Origin of the sequence: Streptomyces sp. NPDC003035, from assembly GCF_042888285.1 — a bacterium.
In the GTDB taxonomy this organism is placed as follows: domain Bacteria; phylum Actinomycetota; class Actinomycetes; order Streptomycetales; family Streptomycetaceae; genus Streptomyces.
On sequence record NZ_JBIAPJ010000015.1, the window covers coordinates 43,925 to 58,097 of the forward strand.

The 14,173-nt window shown below is 71.6% G+C and carries 17 protein-coding genes and 1 pseudogene; 6 read left to right on the forward strand and 12 right to left on the reverse strand.

Annotation, left to right across the window (positions count from 1 at the left end):
• Window positions 1-15: 15 nt before the first annotated feature.
• Together ACFYV5_RS34180 and ACFYV5_RS34185 are read right to left on the reverse strand one after the other, a co-directional pair.
• Window positions 16-678, reverse strand: coding sequence for a permease prefix domain 1-containing protein (locus ACFYV5_RS34180; protein ID WP_389175272.1), 663 nt, complete (start codon window positions 676-678; stop codon window positions 16-18).
• Window positions 675-1,016, reverse strand: coding sequence for a helix-turn-helix transcriptional regulator (locus tag ACFYV5_RS34185; RefSeq protein ID WP_355114120.1), 342 nt, complete (start codon window positions 1,014-1,016; stop codon window positions 675-677). Before ACFYV5_RS34185 ends, ACFYV5_RS34180 begins: the two co-directional genes overlap by 4 nt.
• Window positions 1,017-1,098: 82 nt before the next feature.
• Here ACFYV5_RS34185 and ACFYV5_RS34190 point away from each other — a divergent pair, with 82 nt between their 5' ends.
• Window positions 1,099-1,611 carry a hypothetical protein gene (locus ACFYV5_RS34190; RefSeq protein ID WP_389175275.1) on the forward strand — a complete coding sequence of 171 codons (513 nt, stop codon included), beginning with the start codon at window positions 1,099-1,101 and terminating at the stop codon, window positions 1,609-1,611.
• A gap of 4 nt (window positions 1,612-1,615) precedes the next feature.
• Entirely contained in the window at window positions 1,616-1,867 is a 252-nt protein-coding gene (locus ACFYV5_RS34195) for a hypothetical protein (RefSeq protein WP_389175278.1), read from the forward strand.
• Window positions 1,868-1,929: 62 nt separating this feature from the next.
• On the opposite strand, the pseudogene ACFYV5_RS34200 reads toward ACFYV5_RS34195, so the two are convergent.
• A pseudogene (locus tag ACFYV5_RS34200) lies at window positions 1,930-2,142 on the reverse strand (LysR substrate-binding domain-containing protein); the annotation flags it as partial.
• 128 nt (window positions 2,143-2,270) lie between these two features.
• Between ACFYV5_RS34200 and ACFYV5_RS34205 the strand changes: the two are divergent.
• On the forward strand, window positions 2,271-2,786 hold the full coding sequence (locus tag ACFYV5_RS34205; RefSeq protein ID WP_389175281.1) for an NUDIX hydrolase: 516 nt from the start codon (window positions 2,271-2,273) through the stop codon (window positions 2,784-2,786).
• A gap of 26 nt (window positions 2,787-2,812) precedes the next feature.
• Here the strand turns inward: ACFYV5_RS34205 and ACFYV5_RS34210 are convergent, their stop codons facing one another.
• Entirely contained in the window at window positions 2,813-3,475 is a 663-nt protein-coding gene (locus ACFYV5_RS34210) for a class I SAM-dependent methyltransferase (RefSeq protein WP_389175284.1), read from the reverse strand.
• A gap of 145 nt (window positions 3,476-3,620) precedes the next feature.
• On the opposite strand from ACFYV5_RS34210, the gene ACFYV5_RS34215 reads away from it, so the two are divergent.
• On the forward strand, window positions 3,621-4,412 hold the full coding sequence (locus ACFYV5_RS34215; protein WP_389175287.1) for an SGNH/GDSL hydrolase family protein: 792 nt from the start codon (window positions 3,621-3,623) through the stop codon (window positions 4,410-4,412).
• Between the two features lie 82 nt (window positions 4,413-4,494).
• On the opposite strand, the gene ACFYV5_RS34220 is transcribed toward ACFYV5_RS34215, so the two are convergent.
• Complete coding sequence (locus ACFYV5_RS34220) at window positions 4,495-4,899, reverse strand: DUF5997 family protein (RefSeq protein WP_389175289.1); 405 nt, start codon at window positions 4,897-4,899, stop codon at window positions 4,495-4,497.
• Window positions 4,900-4,957: 58 nt separating this feature from the next.
• Between ACFYV5_RS34220 and ACFYV5_RS34225 the strand changes: the two genes are divergently transcribed.
• Together ACFYV5_RS34225 and ACFYV5_RS34230 are read left to right on the forward strand one after the other, a co-directional pair.
• Complete coding sequence (locus ACFYV5_RS34225) at window positions 4,958-5,758, forward strand: LysR family substrate-binding domain-containing protein (protein WP_389175292.1); 801 nt, start codon at window positions 4,958-4,960, stop codon at window positions 5,756-5,758.
• Window positions 5,759-5,861: 103 nt separating this feature from the next.
• Window positions 5,862-6,890: an MBL fold metallo-hydrolase gene (locus ACFYV5_RS34230; protein WP_389175295.1), complete on the forward strand. Its 1,029-nt coding sequence runs from the start codon at window positions 5,862-5,864 to the stop codon at window positions 6,888-6,890.
• 133 nt (window positions 6,891-7,023) lie between these two features.
• Here the strand turns inward: ACFYV5_RS34230 and ACFYV5_RS34235 are convergent, their stop codons facing one another.
• From ACFYV5_RS34235 to ACFYV5_RS34265, 7 genes are all read right to left on the reverse strand, one after another.
• The gene (locus ACFYV5_RS34235; RefSeq protein WP_389175298.1) at window positions 7,024-7,665 is read right to left on the reverse strand and encodes a class I SAM-dependent DNA methyltransferase; all 642 of its coding nucleotides are present in this window, start codon (window positions 7,663-7,665) and stop codon (window positions 7,024-7,026) included.
• 110 nt (window positions 7,666-7,775) lie between these two features.
• Window positions 7,776-8,960, reverse strand: a complete 1,185-nt coding sequence (locus tag ACFYV5_RS34240; protein WP_389175300.1) for a cytochrome P450 — start codon at window positions 8,958-8,960, stop codon at window positions 7,776-7,778.
• On the reverse strand, window positions 8,950-9,657 hold the full coding sequence (locus ACFYV5_RS34245; protein WP_355114101.1) for a tRNA-dependent cyclodipeptide synthase: 708 nt from the start codon (window positions 9,655-9,657) through the stop codon (window positions 8,950-8,952). Before ACFYV5_RS34245 ends, ACFYV5_RS34240 begins: the two co-directional genes overlap by 11 nt.
• Before the next feature lie 222 nt (window positions 9,658-9,879).
• Window positions 9,880-10,905, reverse strand: coding sequence for a LacI family DNA-binding transcriptional regulator (locus tag ACFYV5_RS34250; RefSeq protein ID WP_389175303.1), 1,026 nt, complete (start codon window positions 10,903-10,905; stop codon window positions 9,880-9,882).
• A 26-nt stretch (window positions 10,906-10,931) separates the two neighbouring features.
• Window positions 10,932-11,849, reverse strand: a complete 918-nt coding sequence (locus ACFYV5_RS34255; protein WP_389175306.1) for a carbohydrate ABC transporter permease — start codon at window positions 11,847-11,849, stop codon at window positions 10,932-10,934.
• Window positions 11,846-12,778 carry a carbohydrate ABC transporter permease gene (locus ACFYV5_RS34260; RefSeq protein WP_389175309.1) on the reverse strand — a complete coding sequence of 311 codons (933 nt, stop codon included), beginning with the start codon at window positions 12,776-12,778 and terminating at the stop codon, window positions 11,846-11,848. Before ACFYV5_RS34260 ends, ACFYV5_RS34255 begins: the two co-directional genes overlap by 4 nt.
• A complete protein-coding gene (locus tag ACFYV5_RS34265; RefSeq protein WP_355114094.1) occupies window positions 12,775-14,097 on the reverse strand; it encodes an extracellular solute-binding protein in 1,323 nt (440 codons plus the stop codon). The genes ACFYV5_RS34260 and ACFYV5_RS34265 overlap by 4 nt, the downstream gene beginning before the upstream one ends.
• Window positions 14,098-14,173: the final 76 nt, after the last annotated feature.

A 14,173-nucleotide genomic window follows, 5' to 3' on the forward strand; every position in this document is an offset into this window, starting at 1 on the left:
GGAGGACAGGAAGCGTCAGGCGGGCAGCCGGGCGCACCGGCGGCACGCGCGGGCGGAGGGTGCCGTCAGGGCGTGTGATGTCGCCGCGAGTGCGCAGGCCAGGGCGATCAGCGGCCAGTTCGCGGCCATCAGCGCGGCTACGGCGAGCGTCAGCGTGGCCAGCGCCATGGAGATGCTCGCGGTGGTACCGGCCCATGCGACGACGAGGGGCAGCCGGTGAGGGGTGGGCAGTCGGCGGGCGAGGGTCCCGGAGGCTGCCAGCGCGGTCGCGGCGAGGAGTGCGGCGACGCCCGCGACCCCGGCCAGATGGATCGCGAGGAGCTGCCCGGTTCCGGCGCCGCTGCCCGTGCCGCTGTTGAGGAGCGTGTACCAGCAGGCGAGGAGGAAGGGGGCGGTGAGGACGACGGACCGGGCGGTGTGCCGGGCCTGGGCGATGGTCAGTTCGCGCTGGCAGCCGGGCGCGAGCTCGTCGGGGGTTCCGAACTCCTGTACCGCCTGCCGGACGGCGTCCTCGTAGGGCGTTCCGTCGCGTGTGTACGCCTGCGCGGTGTCGGCGAGCCCGTCACGCAGCTCCTCGATCAGGCGCGCCTTGGCGCGGGCCGGGCCGTGCAGGGCGCCTGCCAGGTCCGCGGCGTAGGCCTCGACGGGGTCGCCCGGGCGGGCGGTGGTGGCGCTCATGTGGCGGGCCGGGGCGAGGGGGCCGGGTTCAGCACGGAGCCGATCGCCGTCGTGAACTCGCGCCATGCCGTGCGCTCGCTCGCCAGCGAGCTCCGGCCGGCGTCGGTGAGCGCGTAACAGCGTCGGCGGCGTTCGCCGGCCGACTCCCAACTGCTGCTCAGGAGCCCGATCCGCTCCAGCCGGTTGAGCGCCGGGTAGATCGTGCCCGTCCGCAGATCGAGCACGCCGCCGCTGCGCTGCTGGACCGCCGCGATGATCGCGTAACCGTGCAGCGGCCCCTGCTCCAGTACGGCCAGCAGGAGTCCGTCCAGGTGCCCTCGCACCGCATCCGCCCTCATAGGTAGGCAGCCTACTCAATAAAGCCGTAGGCGTGCTATCTATTGGCAGCCAACATATCGAGAACAGCCGGGAGGGCCTTCCGTGACCAAGCTGCTGCTGTCCATCCACGTACTCGCCGCGATCCTGGTGGTCGGACCGATCACCGTGGCCGCCTCGCTCTTCCCGCGCTACGCGCGGCAGGCCACGTCCGGAGACGGGGACGGGGGCAGGGACGGGAACGAAGACGGGGGCGGCGGCGACCGGAGCCGCGACTCCGCCGTCGCCGCCGTCCTCCACCGGATCTGCCGCGGGTACGCCATCGCCGGTGTCGCCGTTCCGGTCTTCGGAATCGCGACCGCCGTCCAGCTCGGCGTGCTCACCGATGCGTGGCTGATCTCGTCGCTGGTGCTGACGGCGGCGGCCGCGGCCGTGCTGATCCTGGCGATCCTGCCGCGCCAGCAGCGGATGCTCGCGGGAGGCCCACACACGGCCGACGACGGCGCGGCGCGGGCGCTCGCGGCGCGGCTGGCGATGCTCACCGGGGTCTTCAACCTCCTGTGGGCGATCGTCGTCGTCCTCATGATCGTCCGGCCCGGCTCGACGACAGGAGCGTGACGTCATGCGTACGCTGCGCCTCGCCGCCGGGGCGGAGGCGGCCTCCCTCGTGGTCCTGTCGGCCAATCTGCTCACCGTGCACACGCCCGCCGTCTCGAGCCTCGTCGGCCCGCTCCACGGCACCGCCTATCTCGTCGTCATCGCGGCCACCTGGCAGGTCTCCGACGCCGCCGCATCAGGCGCGCGCTGGGCCTCCGTCGTCCCGGGGGTGGGCGGGCTGCTCGCTCTGCGGCGGCTGCGGAACGCGGGTGTGTGAAGCCGACGGTCAGACGTCGCCGCCGCCGTGGCCGTGACTGTCGTCGACGGTCTCCAGAAGCGGGCGACCAGCGGATCGCCGCCGTCGCGGCGCCAGGCGACGGCAACCCGCCTACGCGCGGCGCCCGGCTCGACGGCGCGGCAGGCGACGCCCTTGAGGCGGATCCGGCGGATGCTCGCGGGCGCCAAGGAGACCCCGAGACCGGCTTCCACCAGGGCGCACACGGTCTGCCACTCCACCGCGGTCGGCAGCACGGCCTCGAAGCCCTCTGTCATGACCGTCCTGAAGGCCAGCTCCGTCTCGTCGGTGGGTGGTTCGCGCAGCAGCGAGTCGGGCGGCGGGGGCGCCGCATGGTGTTGGCTGAGGGGTGGCACACACCCGGCCCGTACGAGGAGGAGTCGTCATGCCCGCCGCCGAGCAGCCGTCCGAGCCCCGCACCCCCCACCGCAACGTCCAGCCGCCGACCGCGCAGGCCTCGCTCGGGGCGGGCGTCGTGGTGACCGACGAGGCGGGCCGGGTCCTTCTCGGCCTGCACCCTTCGGGCACCTGGGAGCTGCCGGGCGGCAAGGTGGACCCGGGTGAGTCCATCGAGGAGGCGGCGGTCCGCGAACTGGCCGAGGAGACCACGCTCGTGGCCGCCGCCGACGACGTCGAGGTCATCGGGATCCTGCTCGACGCCGCCACGTCGAAAGAGCTCACCCGACTGACGGCGGTGGCGGTGGCGGTGGTACGTGACTTCCGCGGCACCCCGGCCGTGGCGGAGCCGGACAAGATCCGGCGCTGGGAGTGGACCTCGCTCGACCACCTCCCCCGTCCGCTGTTCGCTCCGTCCGCCCAGGCGCTGAAGACCTGGCGTCCGGAACTGCCCATCGAGAACGGCCCGTTCCACCGCTACCACGTCGCCGCACGGTCGCGCTGACCTCCGGGCCCCGTCCTCTCGCCGCCTCACACGTCGGCGATCAGGGCGTATCGCTCGTCGTCCACCCGCTTGCCCCACAGGTCGCCGTCCCCCTCGCCGTCCAGGTGCTCCACGCGCACCCGGGAGACGAGGGGACGGACGGCCGCGGCCAGGTCGTCGGCTCCGATTCCGCCGTTCCACGGGAGGGACGTGGCTCCGGCGACGTACGGCACGCCGCTCTGACCCGACTCCCGCCACCGGCCCTCGACCAGGACCAGCCGACCCCCCGGCCGCAGACGGCCGACCCAGTCGCGCAGGGCGGCCTCCGGATCGGGGAGGGTCCAGAGCAGGTGCCGGGACAGCGCGACGTCGTACCGCAGGTCTCCGGTCGGCGGCGCCATGGCGTCTCCGGCCAGGAACCGCCCCGCGAGGCGTGCGGCCGCGAGTTTCGCGCGCGCCCGCTCCACCATCTTCGGCGCCAGGTCGACGCCGGTCACCCGGTGCCCCGCCTCGGCCAGCAGCAGGGAGAGCGATCCCGTACCGCAGCCGATGTCGAGGACGTCGACCGGGCCGGGTGGCATCCAGTCGTGCAGATGACGTGCCCAGGCCGCTCGGGTGCGGGCGGCCCGCAGGCCGTGGTCCGGTTCGTCGTCGAACGCCGCGGCGGCGGCGTCCCAGTAGGCGGTGATCGCAGCGGTGGTGTCGGTCATCTCGCGATGGTCCCAGGGGCCACTGACACTCCGTCCGGTACCGGGCCATCCTTGCACGCTATAGTCAACGAGTTGAATAACCGACGTGTTGCATGCATCGCGTCGTGCCGGCCACGACACGACGCCCAGGAGGAGCGAAACGCTCATGCACAACGGCCCGTACACGCGTTACGTCGCCCTGGGCGACAGTCAGACCGAAGGCCTCGGGGACGGCGACGACGCCATCGGGCTGCGGGGCTGCGCCGATCGGCTCGCGGAGCTGATCGCCGAGGCCAGCCCCGGGCTGACCTACGCCAACCTGGCCGTACGGGGACGGCTCGCCGGGCAGGTGCGGGCCGAGCAGCTCGGGCCGGCTCTGGCGCTGCGACCGGATGTGGCCACCGTCGTCGCGGGGATGAACGACTTGTTGCGGCCCCGCTTCGACGCGGACGAGGTGGCCGGTCATCTGGAGGTGATGTTCGCCGAACTCACCGCCCGGGGTGCGACCGTGGCCACCGTCACGTTCCCGGACGCCGCGCGGATGATTCCGTTCGCCCGGCCTCTCACCGGTCGCGTCACCGCGCTCAACGCCCGCATCCGGGAGGCGGCCGGCCGGCACGGGGTCGCCGTGGCCGAGACGCACCTTCATCCCGTGCTCACCGATGCCCGTCTGTGGAGCCCGGACCGCCTCCACGCCAGTCCGCTGGGTCACGAGCGCATCGCCGCCGCCGTCGGCCACGCCCTGGGCCTGCCCGGCAGCAGCGACGCGTGGACCCACCCGCTCCCGGCACTGCCGGGCCCGCCGCCGTCGGGGCCGCGAGCGACCCTCGGGGAGCTCCGGTGGGCGGCGGCGTTCGTCGGTCCCTGGGTCGGCCGGCGTCTGCGCGGCCGCTCCTCCGGGGACGGCCGCACGGCCAAGCGCCCCGAGCCGACGCCGGTCCGGTCCTCGGTGGCGTGACGCCGCCCCTCATGCAAACGTCCGGCCGTCGAAGGACGGCCGGACGGCTCACTGCTCGGCGGGGAAGCCGTACGGCCTCGGGTCAGGAGTCCGAGCGGTCGGCATTCGCGGCCTTCTCGGCCTGCTTCTCCTTGATCCGTGCCGCTTCCTTGCGGACCTCGGCCTGGGTGGCGCGCTCCTTCCGCAGCCACTCCGGGTCGTCCTCCTTCAGCGCCTCGATCTGCTCCGTGGTGAGGGCGTCGGTGATGCCGCCTCGCGCGAGACCGGAGATGGAGATGCCCAGCTTCGCCGCGATCACGGGGCGGGGGTGCGGTCCGTTGCGCCGCAGCTCGCGGAGCCACTCGGGCGGATCGGTCTGCAGGGCGTTCAGCTCGGTGCGCGAGACGACACCCTCCTGGAACTCGGCGGGGGTGGCCTCGAGGTACACACCCAGCTTCTTCGCCGCGGTCGCGGGCTTCATCGTCTGGGCGGTCTGGTGCGACGTCATGCCGTCAAGGGTATCGAGCGTGTGAGCTACCTCTGACCACGACCGGTAACCTGGCGGGGTGACTGGCCAGGAAGTACCTCCCTCGTTCCGGCTCGCCTACGTCCCGGGAGTGACGCCCACGAAGTGGGTGCGGATCTGGAACGAGCGGCTGCCCGATGTTCCGCTGACCCTCGTGCAGGTGCCGGCCGCCGAGGCGTCCGACCTGCTGCGGAGCGGTGACGCGGACGCCGGTCTGGTGCGCCTGCCGGTCGATCGTACGGATCTCAGCGCCATCCCCCTCTACAGCGAGACGACGGTCGTGGTGATCCCCAAGGACCACGTCGTGGCGGCGGTCGACGAGGTGTCCCCCCAGGACCTGGCCGAGGAGATCGTGCTGCATCCGCTCGACGACACCCTCGGCTGGGAGCGCCCGCCGGGGCTGCCGGCGCTCGAGCGCCCGGCCACGACGGCCGACGCGATCGACCTGGTGGCGGCCGGGGTGGGGCTGCTCGTCGTCCCGCAGTCGCTGGCCCGGCTGCACCACCGCAAGGACCTCACCTACCGTCCGGTGTCGGACACCCCCGAGTCACAGGTGGCCCTGTCCTGGCCGCAGGACGAGACGACGGATCTGGTGGAGCAGTTCATCGGGATCGTCCGCGGGCGGACCGTCAACAGCACCCGTGGTCGTCCCGCGACGCCGCCGCAGCCGAAGGCCAAGCGCCCGGACAAGAGCGGCAGGCCGGCGGGCAAGAGCCCACAGAGCGGTGCGGGCCGTTCCGGCGGTGCGGGTGCGTCCGGCCGTTCCGCTGGAGCCAAGGGCACCAAGAGCGCCAAGGGCGCGAAGAACGTCAAGCGCGGCAAGCCCCGTCGCAGCTCCTGACGGGCGTCCTCACGGCCCGACCAGGGCTCATAGGCGTATGCCTATGACTCCCATGGCGATCCGGTCTTGGACAGGGTCGCGGGCCGGCTGATCTTCTGGCGTCATGAGCGACGACACGAAGACGAACAGGCGGACCGACCACGGCCACGGGCGGCGGGCGGTGCTGCGGGGCGCCGCGCTCGGTGCGGCCTTACCGCTCCTGCCGGCCGCGGCCCATGCCCAGACCCGTAACCCCGGCCCCTCCCCCGTTCCCGGCTCCCGTCCCTCCCCCGACCACGGCTCCGCGTCGCTGCGCTGGCTGGGCACGTCCGGCTGGCGGATCGACGTGGGCGACCGGACGGTGCTCTTCGACCCCTACCTCACCCGCTTCAGGACCGGCCTCTTCGAGAAGGCCTTCGACCCGGCCACCAAGATCGCGGAGACCGACCCCGGACTGGTGCGGGAGTACGCCGGGAGTCCGGAGCTCATCCTGGTCAGCCACGCGCACTGGGACCACATCGCCGATGTGCCGTACATCGCCAAGGCCACCGGTGCCCGTGTCGTGGGAACCGAGACCACGTTCCATCTGCTGGTCGCCTTCGGTGTGGATCCGCTCCAGATCTCCGTGGTCAAGGGCGGCGAGGTGCTGGACTTCGGCGACGGCCTCACGGTGGAGGTGGTGGCGAGCCTGCACAGCCGCAACAAGAAGCACGCCTATTTCGCCCCCGGTACGCTCACGGCGCCGCCCGCCACCGTCCCCGCGACCATCTCCGACCTGCCCGAGGGCGACACGCTCGCCTTCCACGTCACGGCCGGCGCGCGCGGTCCCGCCCTCTTCCTCATGGGCGCCAGCGACTTCGCCGAGCGGCAGGTCGAGGGGCTGCGCCCCGACGTGGCGATGGTCGCGGTCCCCTCCAGTTCCTCGACCCATCGCTACGTGCCCCGGCTGCTGCGGGCCCTGGGCCGTCCCGGCGTGGTCGTCCCGGTCCACTGGGACAACTTCGAGACGCCGCTGCGCGGTCCCGTACGTCCCGATCCCACGACGGACCTGGCCGGGCTGGTCGCCCAGGTCCGCCGGGAGTCACCCGGCAGCCGCATCGTCGTGCCGGACTACCGGACGGTGTACGGCGCGGACATGCGGCCCCGCGCCTGACCGTCGAGGGCACCCCGCGCCCGACCTCAAGGCCCCGCGCCTGACCGTCGAGGGCACCCCGCGCCCGACCTCAAGGCCCCGCGCCTGACCGTCAGGTGCGGCGGGCCCGACCTCAAGGCCCCGCGCCTGACCGTCAGGTGCGGCGGGCCAGGACGTAGGCGCGGCGGGTGTCGGCCTCGTGGGCGTAGGCGGTGCGTTCCATCCGCATCTCCACGGCGAAGCCCGTCTCCTCCAGGAGGGCGGCGACGCGGGCGGGGTCGTGGAAGCGGAAGTCGACGTCCACGTCGTACCCCCACCACTCGTCCAGGTGCCGTGTCTCCTCCCCCACGTGGAAGGCCAGCAGGAGCAGGCCGGAGGGGCGCAGCGCGCGCCGGGTCTCCTCGAAGGCGGCGCGCAGCTCCTCCGGGGCGAGGTGGATGATCGAGTAGAGCGCGACGGCCGTGCCGAACTCGCCGTCCTCGGCGGGGAGGGCGAGCAGGTCGCCCTCCCTGAACTCCACCTCGGGGAAGCGTCGGCGGCCGGCGGCGATCATGCCGGCGGACAGGTCGATGCCGACGCTCTTCGCGCCGTTCGCGGCGAGCCAGGCGGCGACGTGTCCGGGGCCGCAGCCGAGATCGGCGACAGCGGCTCCCGGCTCGGACTGCTCCAGGAGCGCGGCGAGCAGGGCCCGGTCCAGCGGCTTGCCCGCCAGCTCCTCGTGCAGTCGGCGCGCGTACTCCTCGGCGACGGTGTCGTAGCTGTCGCGGACCGAGGCGTGGTCGTGTGATTCCCCCATGCGGGTCAGCATGGCATCCCCTCCGCGGTCATGGGAACGTCCTCGCCCCCCGGCCGGGACGGCGGCCGGGGGGCGAGGACGGACGGCGGTCGGAGGAGCTCAGAGCAGGGTCACCAGGCGACCGGGAGGCGCTCGGGGATGCGCTTCATGAACCGGGTGCGCCAGACGAGTTGGTCGACCGGGACCGCGAGGTGGAGGTCCGGCATCCGGTCGAGGAGCACCTCCAGGGCGATCTCGGCGTGCTTCTTGCCGAGGGCCGTGGCCGGGCAGTAGTGCTGGCCCCCGCCGAAGGAGAGGTGCGCGCCGGCGTTCGGGCGCTCGATGTCGACGGTGTGGGGATCGGGGAACACGGCCGGGTCGGTGTTGGCCCCCTCGACCAGGACGAGAAGGAGTTCGCCCTTGCGCACCTCGACGTCCCCGAGGGTGACGTCCTCGAGCGCGAGGCGCGGCAGCCCGTCGGCGATGGAGAGGTTGACGCGCAGCAGCTCGTCCACAGCGGCGGGGATGCGCTCCGGCTCCTTGCGCAACTGCTCCCACACGTCGGGGTTCTGGAGCAGCGAGAAGATGGCCATGGTGAGGAAGCCCATGGTGGAGATCACGCCGGCGCCGAAGAAGGTGACGCCGACGGTGGCGAGCATCTCGTCCGTCAGATGGGCGTATTCGGGGTTCCCGCGCAGCGCGGCGAGTTCGGCCATCAGTCCGGTGGTGGCCGGGTCGTCCAGGCGTTCCACCATGTAGGCGATGTCGCGGTCCCAGTTGAGCCGGGCGCCGGTGACGGGGCAGGCCGAGTTCATGAACGCGATGTCCAGGCTGGCGGCGAGGCGCGGCGCGTCGGCCTCGGGTATGCCGAGGATCCGGCAGTGGAGGTTCTCGGCGTAGGGGTTGGTGAAGCGGCCGCGGAGGTCGACGGGCGGGCCGTACGCGAGGAGTTCGTCGACGAGGTCGGAGGCCTGGCGGCGCATCCAGTCGGTGAGGCCGTCGGTCTTGGGGTTGATGGCCTTGAGGACGGCCTTGCGGAGCCCCGCCCCGGTGATGTTGCCCATGTTGTTGACCACCTCGGGCGGGATGGTCAGCGCGTACTGCCGGGGGGCGCCGGGTGCCGAGGTGTCCTTGAGCGAGAAGCGCGGGTCTTCGAGGACCTGCTTGCACAGCTCGTAGGAGGACACCAGCCAGGCCGGGTCGCCGGCGATGGTGCGGACGCGTGTGACCGGCTGGGCGCGCAGGGACTCGATCTCGGGCGGCAGGCGGTCGCCGCGGGCCGAGAACGGGAAGTCGATCGGCGTGTCAGTGGTCATCGTGGTCTCCGAGGATCGCGGTGACGATGGCGTGGCCCTGATTGCGGGAGGCGCGCAGCCCGGAGCCCCTGGAGTAGAGGAGTTCGGCCATCGGCAGGAGCTGGTGGTAGCAGTTGAGGGAGGAGGGGACACCGAGGATCGCGGGGGTGTCCAGGAAGAGCGGTGCCTCGGCGCAGACGTACTGGAGGCAGACGTCGCGCTGGCGGGCAGTGGGTGTCTGCCCTTCGAGGACCTTGGACGAGAGGAAGGCCGCGACGAGTTTCTCGCAGGTGGCGAGGAACTCCGCGTCCGTGGCGAGGAGATCGTCCAGGTGCTTGCGCAGGTGCCGGTAGGCGGGGATGTCGAGGAGTGCCGACATGGGGCGTCCTCGGAGCCGTTCGCCGCTGGGGTCGAGGGCGGCGACGGCGTTGTTGACCTTGGCGCGCACGCCGCGGAGGTTCTTCACGGCCTTGCGGCGGGCTTCGTCCGGCGGGTAGCCGAGTGCCTCGTACATGTCCGCGACATGCAGGTCGGTGTAGATGAGGTCGGTCTGTTCGAAGGTGCGCATTCCCCATGCGGCGAGGTCGGCCACCCGCTGGGCGGAGAAGTAGCCGTTCCCGGGGGAGATGCCGATGACGGCGTGGGCGCCTTCGGTGTGGATCACTTGGCAGTGTTGCGTGTACGGCTGGACCTTGAAGCTGTCGGTCGCTGTCGTCAAAGGAAGAGATGTCCTTCGGGCCGCTAGTCCCGTCGGGGCCGTGTGCCCCTGGTGTGGCGGCGACGCCCTGAAGTTACCGGCGATCTTCACAGAGTGACGATTTCAGCCGCGAGGTGGCTCAAAATAATCGGTACGTGACCGAAATTGAGTGGACGCCACAAACGGAAGCGCCGCCCCCACTTGGGGGCGGCGCGTGCGGATCACCTTACGGACGGCCGACGTTCAGGTGGATTCCCGGTGAACGAGCTCTGTCGGCAGGATGACCGCGGCCGGCTCTTCCCCGGCTATCCGGGCGAGGAGCGTGCGGACCATCTCGGTGCTGATCCGGTCCCACGGCTGCCGGATCGTGGTGAGCGGCGGGCGTGAGGACAGCGCGGCCGGCGAGTCGTCGAAGCCTCCGACGGCGACGTCCTCGGGCACCCGGCGGCCGGCGCGGTCGAGGGCGTCGAGCACGCCCTGGGCCATCAGGTCCGAGGCGACGAACACGGCGTCGATGTCCGGGGCGCGTTCCAGGAGCAGGGCGGCCGCGGCCTCCCCGCTCGCGCGGCTGTAGTCGCCCGTCGCGATCAGCGCGTCGTCGGCGGGCAGTCCGAACTCGGCCAGCGTCTCGCGGTATCCGGCGAGACGCTCGACGCCGCCCGGGGTGTCGAGGGGGCCGGTGACGGTGGCGATCCGGCGGCGGCCCGTCTCGTACAGATGGCGGACCATGTCCCGCGCGCCGTCCCGGTCGTCGGCCGCGACGTAGCCGATCTTGGCCGTCTGGCCGAGGGGCTTGCCGCAGGCGACGACCGGGACGCCCGCCTCGTGCAGCTGGGCCACCACGGGGTCGCCAGAATGGCTGGAGACGAGCAGGACGCCGTCGACGTGTCCGGCCCCGATGTAGCGCAGATTGCGCCGGCGTTCGGCCTCGGTGCCCGCGATCATCAGCAGGAGCGGAATGTCCTGTGCGGCCAGTGCCTGGGTGCAGGCGCGGAGCAGCACGTTGAAGTTGGGGTCCTCGAAGAACCTCTCCTGAGGCTCGGTCAGCAGGAACGCCACCGAGTCGGACTTGCCGGTGATCAGCGAGCGGGCGTGCCGGTTCACGACGTACCCCGTCCTGCGGATCGCGGCGTCCACGGCCGCCTTGGCCGTCGGGCTCACGTAGTGCCCGCCGTTGAGGACACGCGAGACGGTGCCGCGCGAGACGCCCGCCTCCCGCGCCACGTCGTGGATCGTCGCCGGGCGGCGCCTGTTCGCTGCTGTGCTCATGCTCTGTTTCCCCTGTTCCCCGGTGTTCAGGACTTTACGGCGCCGGAGAGCAGGTCGAGGCTCCAGAACCGCTGGATGACGAGGAAGAGGGCGATGAGCGGGACGATCGCGAGCAGGGCCCCGGTGACGACCAGGGTGTAGAGGGCGGGTTGGCCCGCTCCCTGCTTGAGGAGGGTGAACAGCCCGACCGTCATGGGGAACTTCCCGTCGTCGCCGAGCATGATGAACGGCAGCAGGAAGTTGTTCCAGATGGCCACGAACTGGAAGAGGAAGATCGTGACCAGACCCGGGGACATCATCGGCACGGCGATCCGCACGAAGATCCGCCACTCCCCCGCGCCGTCCATCCGGCCGGCCTCGACCAGCTCCATGGGGATGGCGGCCTCGGCGTAGATCCGGCCGAGGTAGACGCCGTACGGGGAGAGGACCAGCGGCAGCAGGACGGAGAGGTACGTGTCCGTCAGGTCCGCCTCGGCCATCAGCAGGTACTGCGGGATGGCGAGGATCACCGGCGGCATGAGCACACCGGTGAGGATCAGGTTGAAGAAGGTCTCGCGGCCGCGGAAGCGGTAGACGGCGAGGGCGTAGCCGGCGAAGGCCGAGACGATCGTGGACAGCACGGCGCCGAGACCGGCGTAGAACACCGAGTTGGCCATCCACCGCCAGTAGAGACCGTCGCGGTACGCGGCCAGGTCGGCGACGTTGTCGCCGAAGCCGTCGCCGGGCAGGAAGGTGAAGGTGGAGAAGAGGTCCGCGCCCGACTTGGTGGAGGCCACCAGGACCCAGGCGATGGGCAGCAGGCAGTAGAGCGCGCCGAGGACGAGAGCCGCGGTGGGCAGCAGGGCGACGCGGCGGGGGCTCGGGGGGCCCTGGGAGGTTCCGGGGGTGGTGCCGGCCGCGGGTGCGGCCTTGCGCACCTGCGGCGGGGTGGCGAGCCCGCTCATCGGGTGGCTCCTTGCTTCGTACGACGGTTGGAGGCCCGCAGGAGGCCGAAGGAGAGCAGGAAGGTGGCCAGGGCGAGGACGACGGCGGTGGCGGAGGCGGCGTGGATGTTCCCGCCGGTGAAGGCGTCGTTGTAGACCTTCATCAGCGGGCTCCAGGTGGTGGGGATGCCGTTGGTGAGCGGCCGGAGCGTGGTCGGCTCGTTGAAGACCTGGAGGGTGGCGATGATCGAGAAGAAGAAGGTGAGCACCAGTGAGGGCGCCACCATGGGGATCTTGATCCGCAGGGCGATCTGCAGCTCCGAGCAGCCGTCGAGCTTGGCGGCCTCGTAGACCTCGACGGGGAGCGACCGCAGCGAGGTGTAGATGACGATCATGTTGAAGCCGGTACCGCCCCAGACGGCGATGTTGGACATCGCCAGGTAGAGCGGTCCGCCGTCCATCAGGTCCGGCTGCGGCAGGCCGAGGGCGTCGAGCACGTAGAAGAAGGGGCTGACGTCCGGCAGGTACAGGAAGCCCCACATGAGGGCCGCGATCACGCCGGGGACGGCGTACGGGAGGAAGATCGCGAGCCGGGAGAAGGAGCGGGCCCGGACCCGTTCGGTGTCGAGCAGCAGCGCGAAGAGCAGGGCGAGGCCCAGCATGACCGGAACGACGATCGCGCCGTAGCCGAGGATCCGCAGGGCCGCCGCGCCGAGTTCGGAGTCGGTGAGGGCGGCGGTGTAGTTCTCCAGGCCGGCCCAGACCTCGCTCCTTGCTCCCTTGCCCAGACCGAGGCCCTTGACCTCGATCTTGTGGAAGCTGAGCCAGATCGCGTAGCCGATGGGCAGCGCGAAGAAGAGGGCGAACAGTGCGGCTGCCGGAAGGAGGAAGCCGTACGGGGCCAGCTTGACCCCGTACGACCGGCGCACGCCCTGGGTGGGCTGCGTCACGGGGCGACCTCGAAGCCCTGCTTCTTCAGGTCCGCGACGGTGGCGGCCTGCATGGCGCTCAGGGCGGCGGCGAAGTCGGACTTGGCCTTGGCGGACTTGCCGAACTCGTCCTTGAAGGAGGTGTACGCGACGTTCACGTTGGGGCCCCAGGCGGCGGGGGCGGTGGTCTTCGCGATCGCCGCGGCCCGCGTGTAGAAGTCGGGCTGGTTGGCGAAGAAGTCCGGGGCCTGGGAGAGCGCTCCGCCGGTCTGGGCGGCGGTGGCGGCCGGGTAGATGCCGGCCTCCTTCACCAGGGCGGCGAGCGCCTCCGGGTCGGTGTTCAGCCAGGTCGCGAACTTCGCGGCGGCCGCCTTGTGCTTCGAGTCGGTGGTGACGGCGGTGGTGGAACCGCCCCAGCTGCCGGTGGTGGGCTTGGTGGTGTCCCACTGCGGGAGCGGGGCCATGGCCCACTTGCCCTTGGTGTCGGGGGCGGCGGTGGCGAGGACGCCGGGGGCCCAGACGGCGCTGACCCAGGCGATCTGCTCACCGGTGTTCAGGGCCTTGTTCCAGGCGGGGGTGTACATCGGCTGGTTGTCGATCGCGCCTTCCTTGACGAGGCCGCCCCAGAAGTCGGCGACCTTCTTGGTGGCCGCGTCGTCGACGCCCACCTTCCACTTCTGGTCCTGGGCGGTCCACCACTGGGCGCCGGCCTGCTGCGACAGGCCGGCGAAGAGGCCCGCGTCGTTGGAGGAGAAGGTGGTGAGCGCCTTGTCGGGGGCCTTCGCCTTCAGGGCCTTGGCTGTGGCGGCGAACTCGTCCCAGGTGGTCGGCACCTTCAGCCCGTACTGCTGGAACAGGTCGGTCCGGTAGAAGAACATCAGCGGCCCGGAGTCCTGGGGCACCGCGTAGACGGCGTCGGAGCCGAGCGTGGTCTGCTGCCAGAGGCCCGGGGCGAACTTGTCCTTGGCGCCGCCGACCTCCTTGGATATGTCGGCGAGGGCGTCGTTGCTGACCAGCGTCGGCAGGGCCTGGAACTCGGCCTGGACGAGGTCGGGGGCCTGGTGGGCCTTGGACGCCGTGATGATCTTGGTGACCAGGTCGTCGCCGGACGCCTGCTTCTGGACCGTGACCTTGATGTCCGGGTTCTTCTTGTTCCAGATCGCCGCCACCTTGTCCATGTTGGGCGCCCAGGCCCAGTAGGTGAGCGAGACGGGACCGGACGCGGTTTCCTCGCCGCTCTCCTCCGGCGAGCCGCAGGCGGTGAGTGCGGCCGCGGCGAGGGCGACGGCGGTGGCAGTGGCGGCGAAGACGGTAAAACGCTGCCGCGAAACGTTGGGCATGGAGCCCCTCCCCTGACGAGCGGCCTTCCCGTGGCGAGAAGACCGGCCATGCATCTGTGAGCGTTCACAGTAGAGA

Excerpts from the sequence above, each read along its gene's own strand:
- ACFYV5_RS34195 (WP_389175278.1), top strand. The coding sequence starts at position 1,616 with ATGCGTACGCTGCGCCTCGCCGCCGGGGCGGAGGCGGCCTCCCTCGTG.
- ACFYV5_RS34205 (WP_389175281.1), top strand. The coding sequence starts at position 2,271 with ATGCCCGCCGCCGAGCAGCCGTCCGAGCCCCGCACCCCCCACCGCAAC.
- ACFYV5_RS34230 (WP_389175295.1), top strand. The coding sequence starts at position 5,862 with ATGAGCGACGACACGAAGACGAACAGGCGGACCGACCACGGCCACGGG.
- ACFYV5_RS34215 (WP_389175287.1), top strand. The coding sequence starts at position 3,621 with ATGCACAACGGCCCGTACACGCGTTACGTCGCCCTGGGCGACAGTCAG.
- ACFYV5_RS34240 (WP_389175300.1), bottom strand. The coding sequence starts at position 8,960 with ATGACCACTGACACGCCGATCGACTTCCCGTTCTCGGCCCGCGGCGAC.
- ACFYV5_RS34255 (WP_389175306.1), bottom strand. The coding sequence starts at position 11,849 with ATGAGCGGGCTCGCCACCCCGCCGCAGGTGCGCAAGGCCGCACCCGCG.
- ACFYV5_RS34265 (WP_355114094.1), bottom strand. The coding sequence starts at position 14,097 with ATGCCCAACGTTTCGCGGCAGCGTTTTACCGTCTTCGCCGCCACTGCC.
- ACFYV5_RS34180 (WP_389175272.1), bottom strand. The coding sequence starts at position 678 with ATGAGCGCCACCACCGCCCGCCCGGGCGACCCCGTCGAGGCCTACGCC.
- ACFYV5_RS34235 (WP_389175298.1), bottom strand. The coding sequence starts at position 7,665 with ATGGGGGAATCACACGACCACGCCTCGGTCCGCGACAGCTACGACACC.
- ACFYV5_RS34220 (WP_389175289.1), bottom strand. The coding sequence starts at position 4,899 with ATGACGTCGCACCAGACCGCCCAGACGATGAAGCCCGCGACCGCGGCG.
- ACFYV5_RS34210 (WP_389175284.1), bottom strand. The coding sequence starts at position 3,475 with ATGACCGACACCACCGCTGCGATCACCGCCTACTGGGACGCCGCCGCC.
- ACFYV5_RS34250 (WP_389175303.1), bottom strand. The coding sequence starts at position 10,905 with ATGAGCACAGCAGCGAACAGGCGCCGCCCGGCGACGATCCACGACGTG.
- ACFYV5_RS34185 (WP_355114120.1), bottom strand. The coding sequence starts at position 1,016 with ATGAGGGCGGATGCGGTGCGAGGGCACCTGGACGGACTCCTGCTGGCC.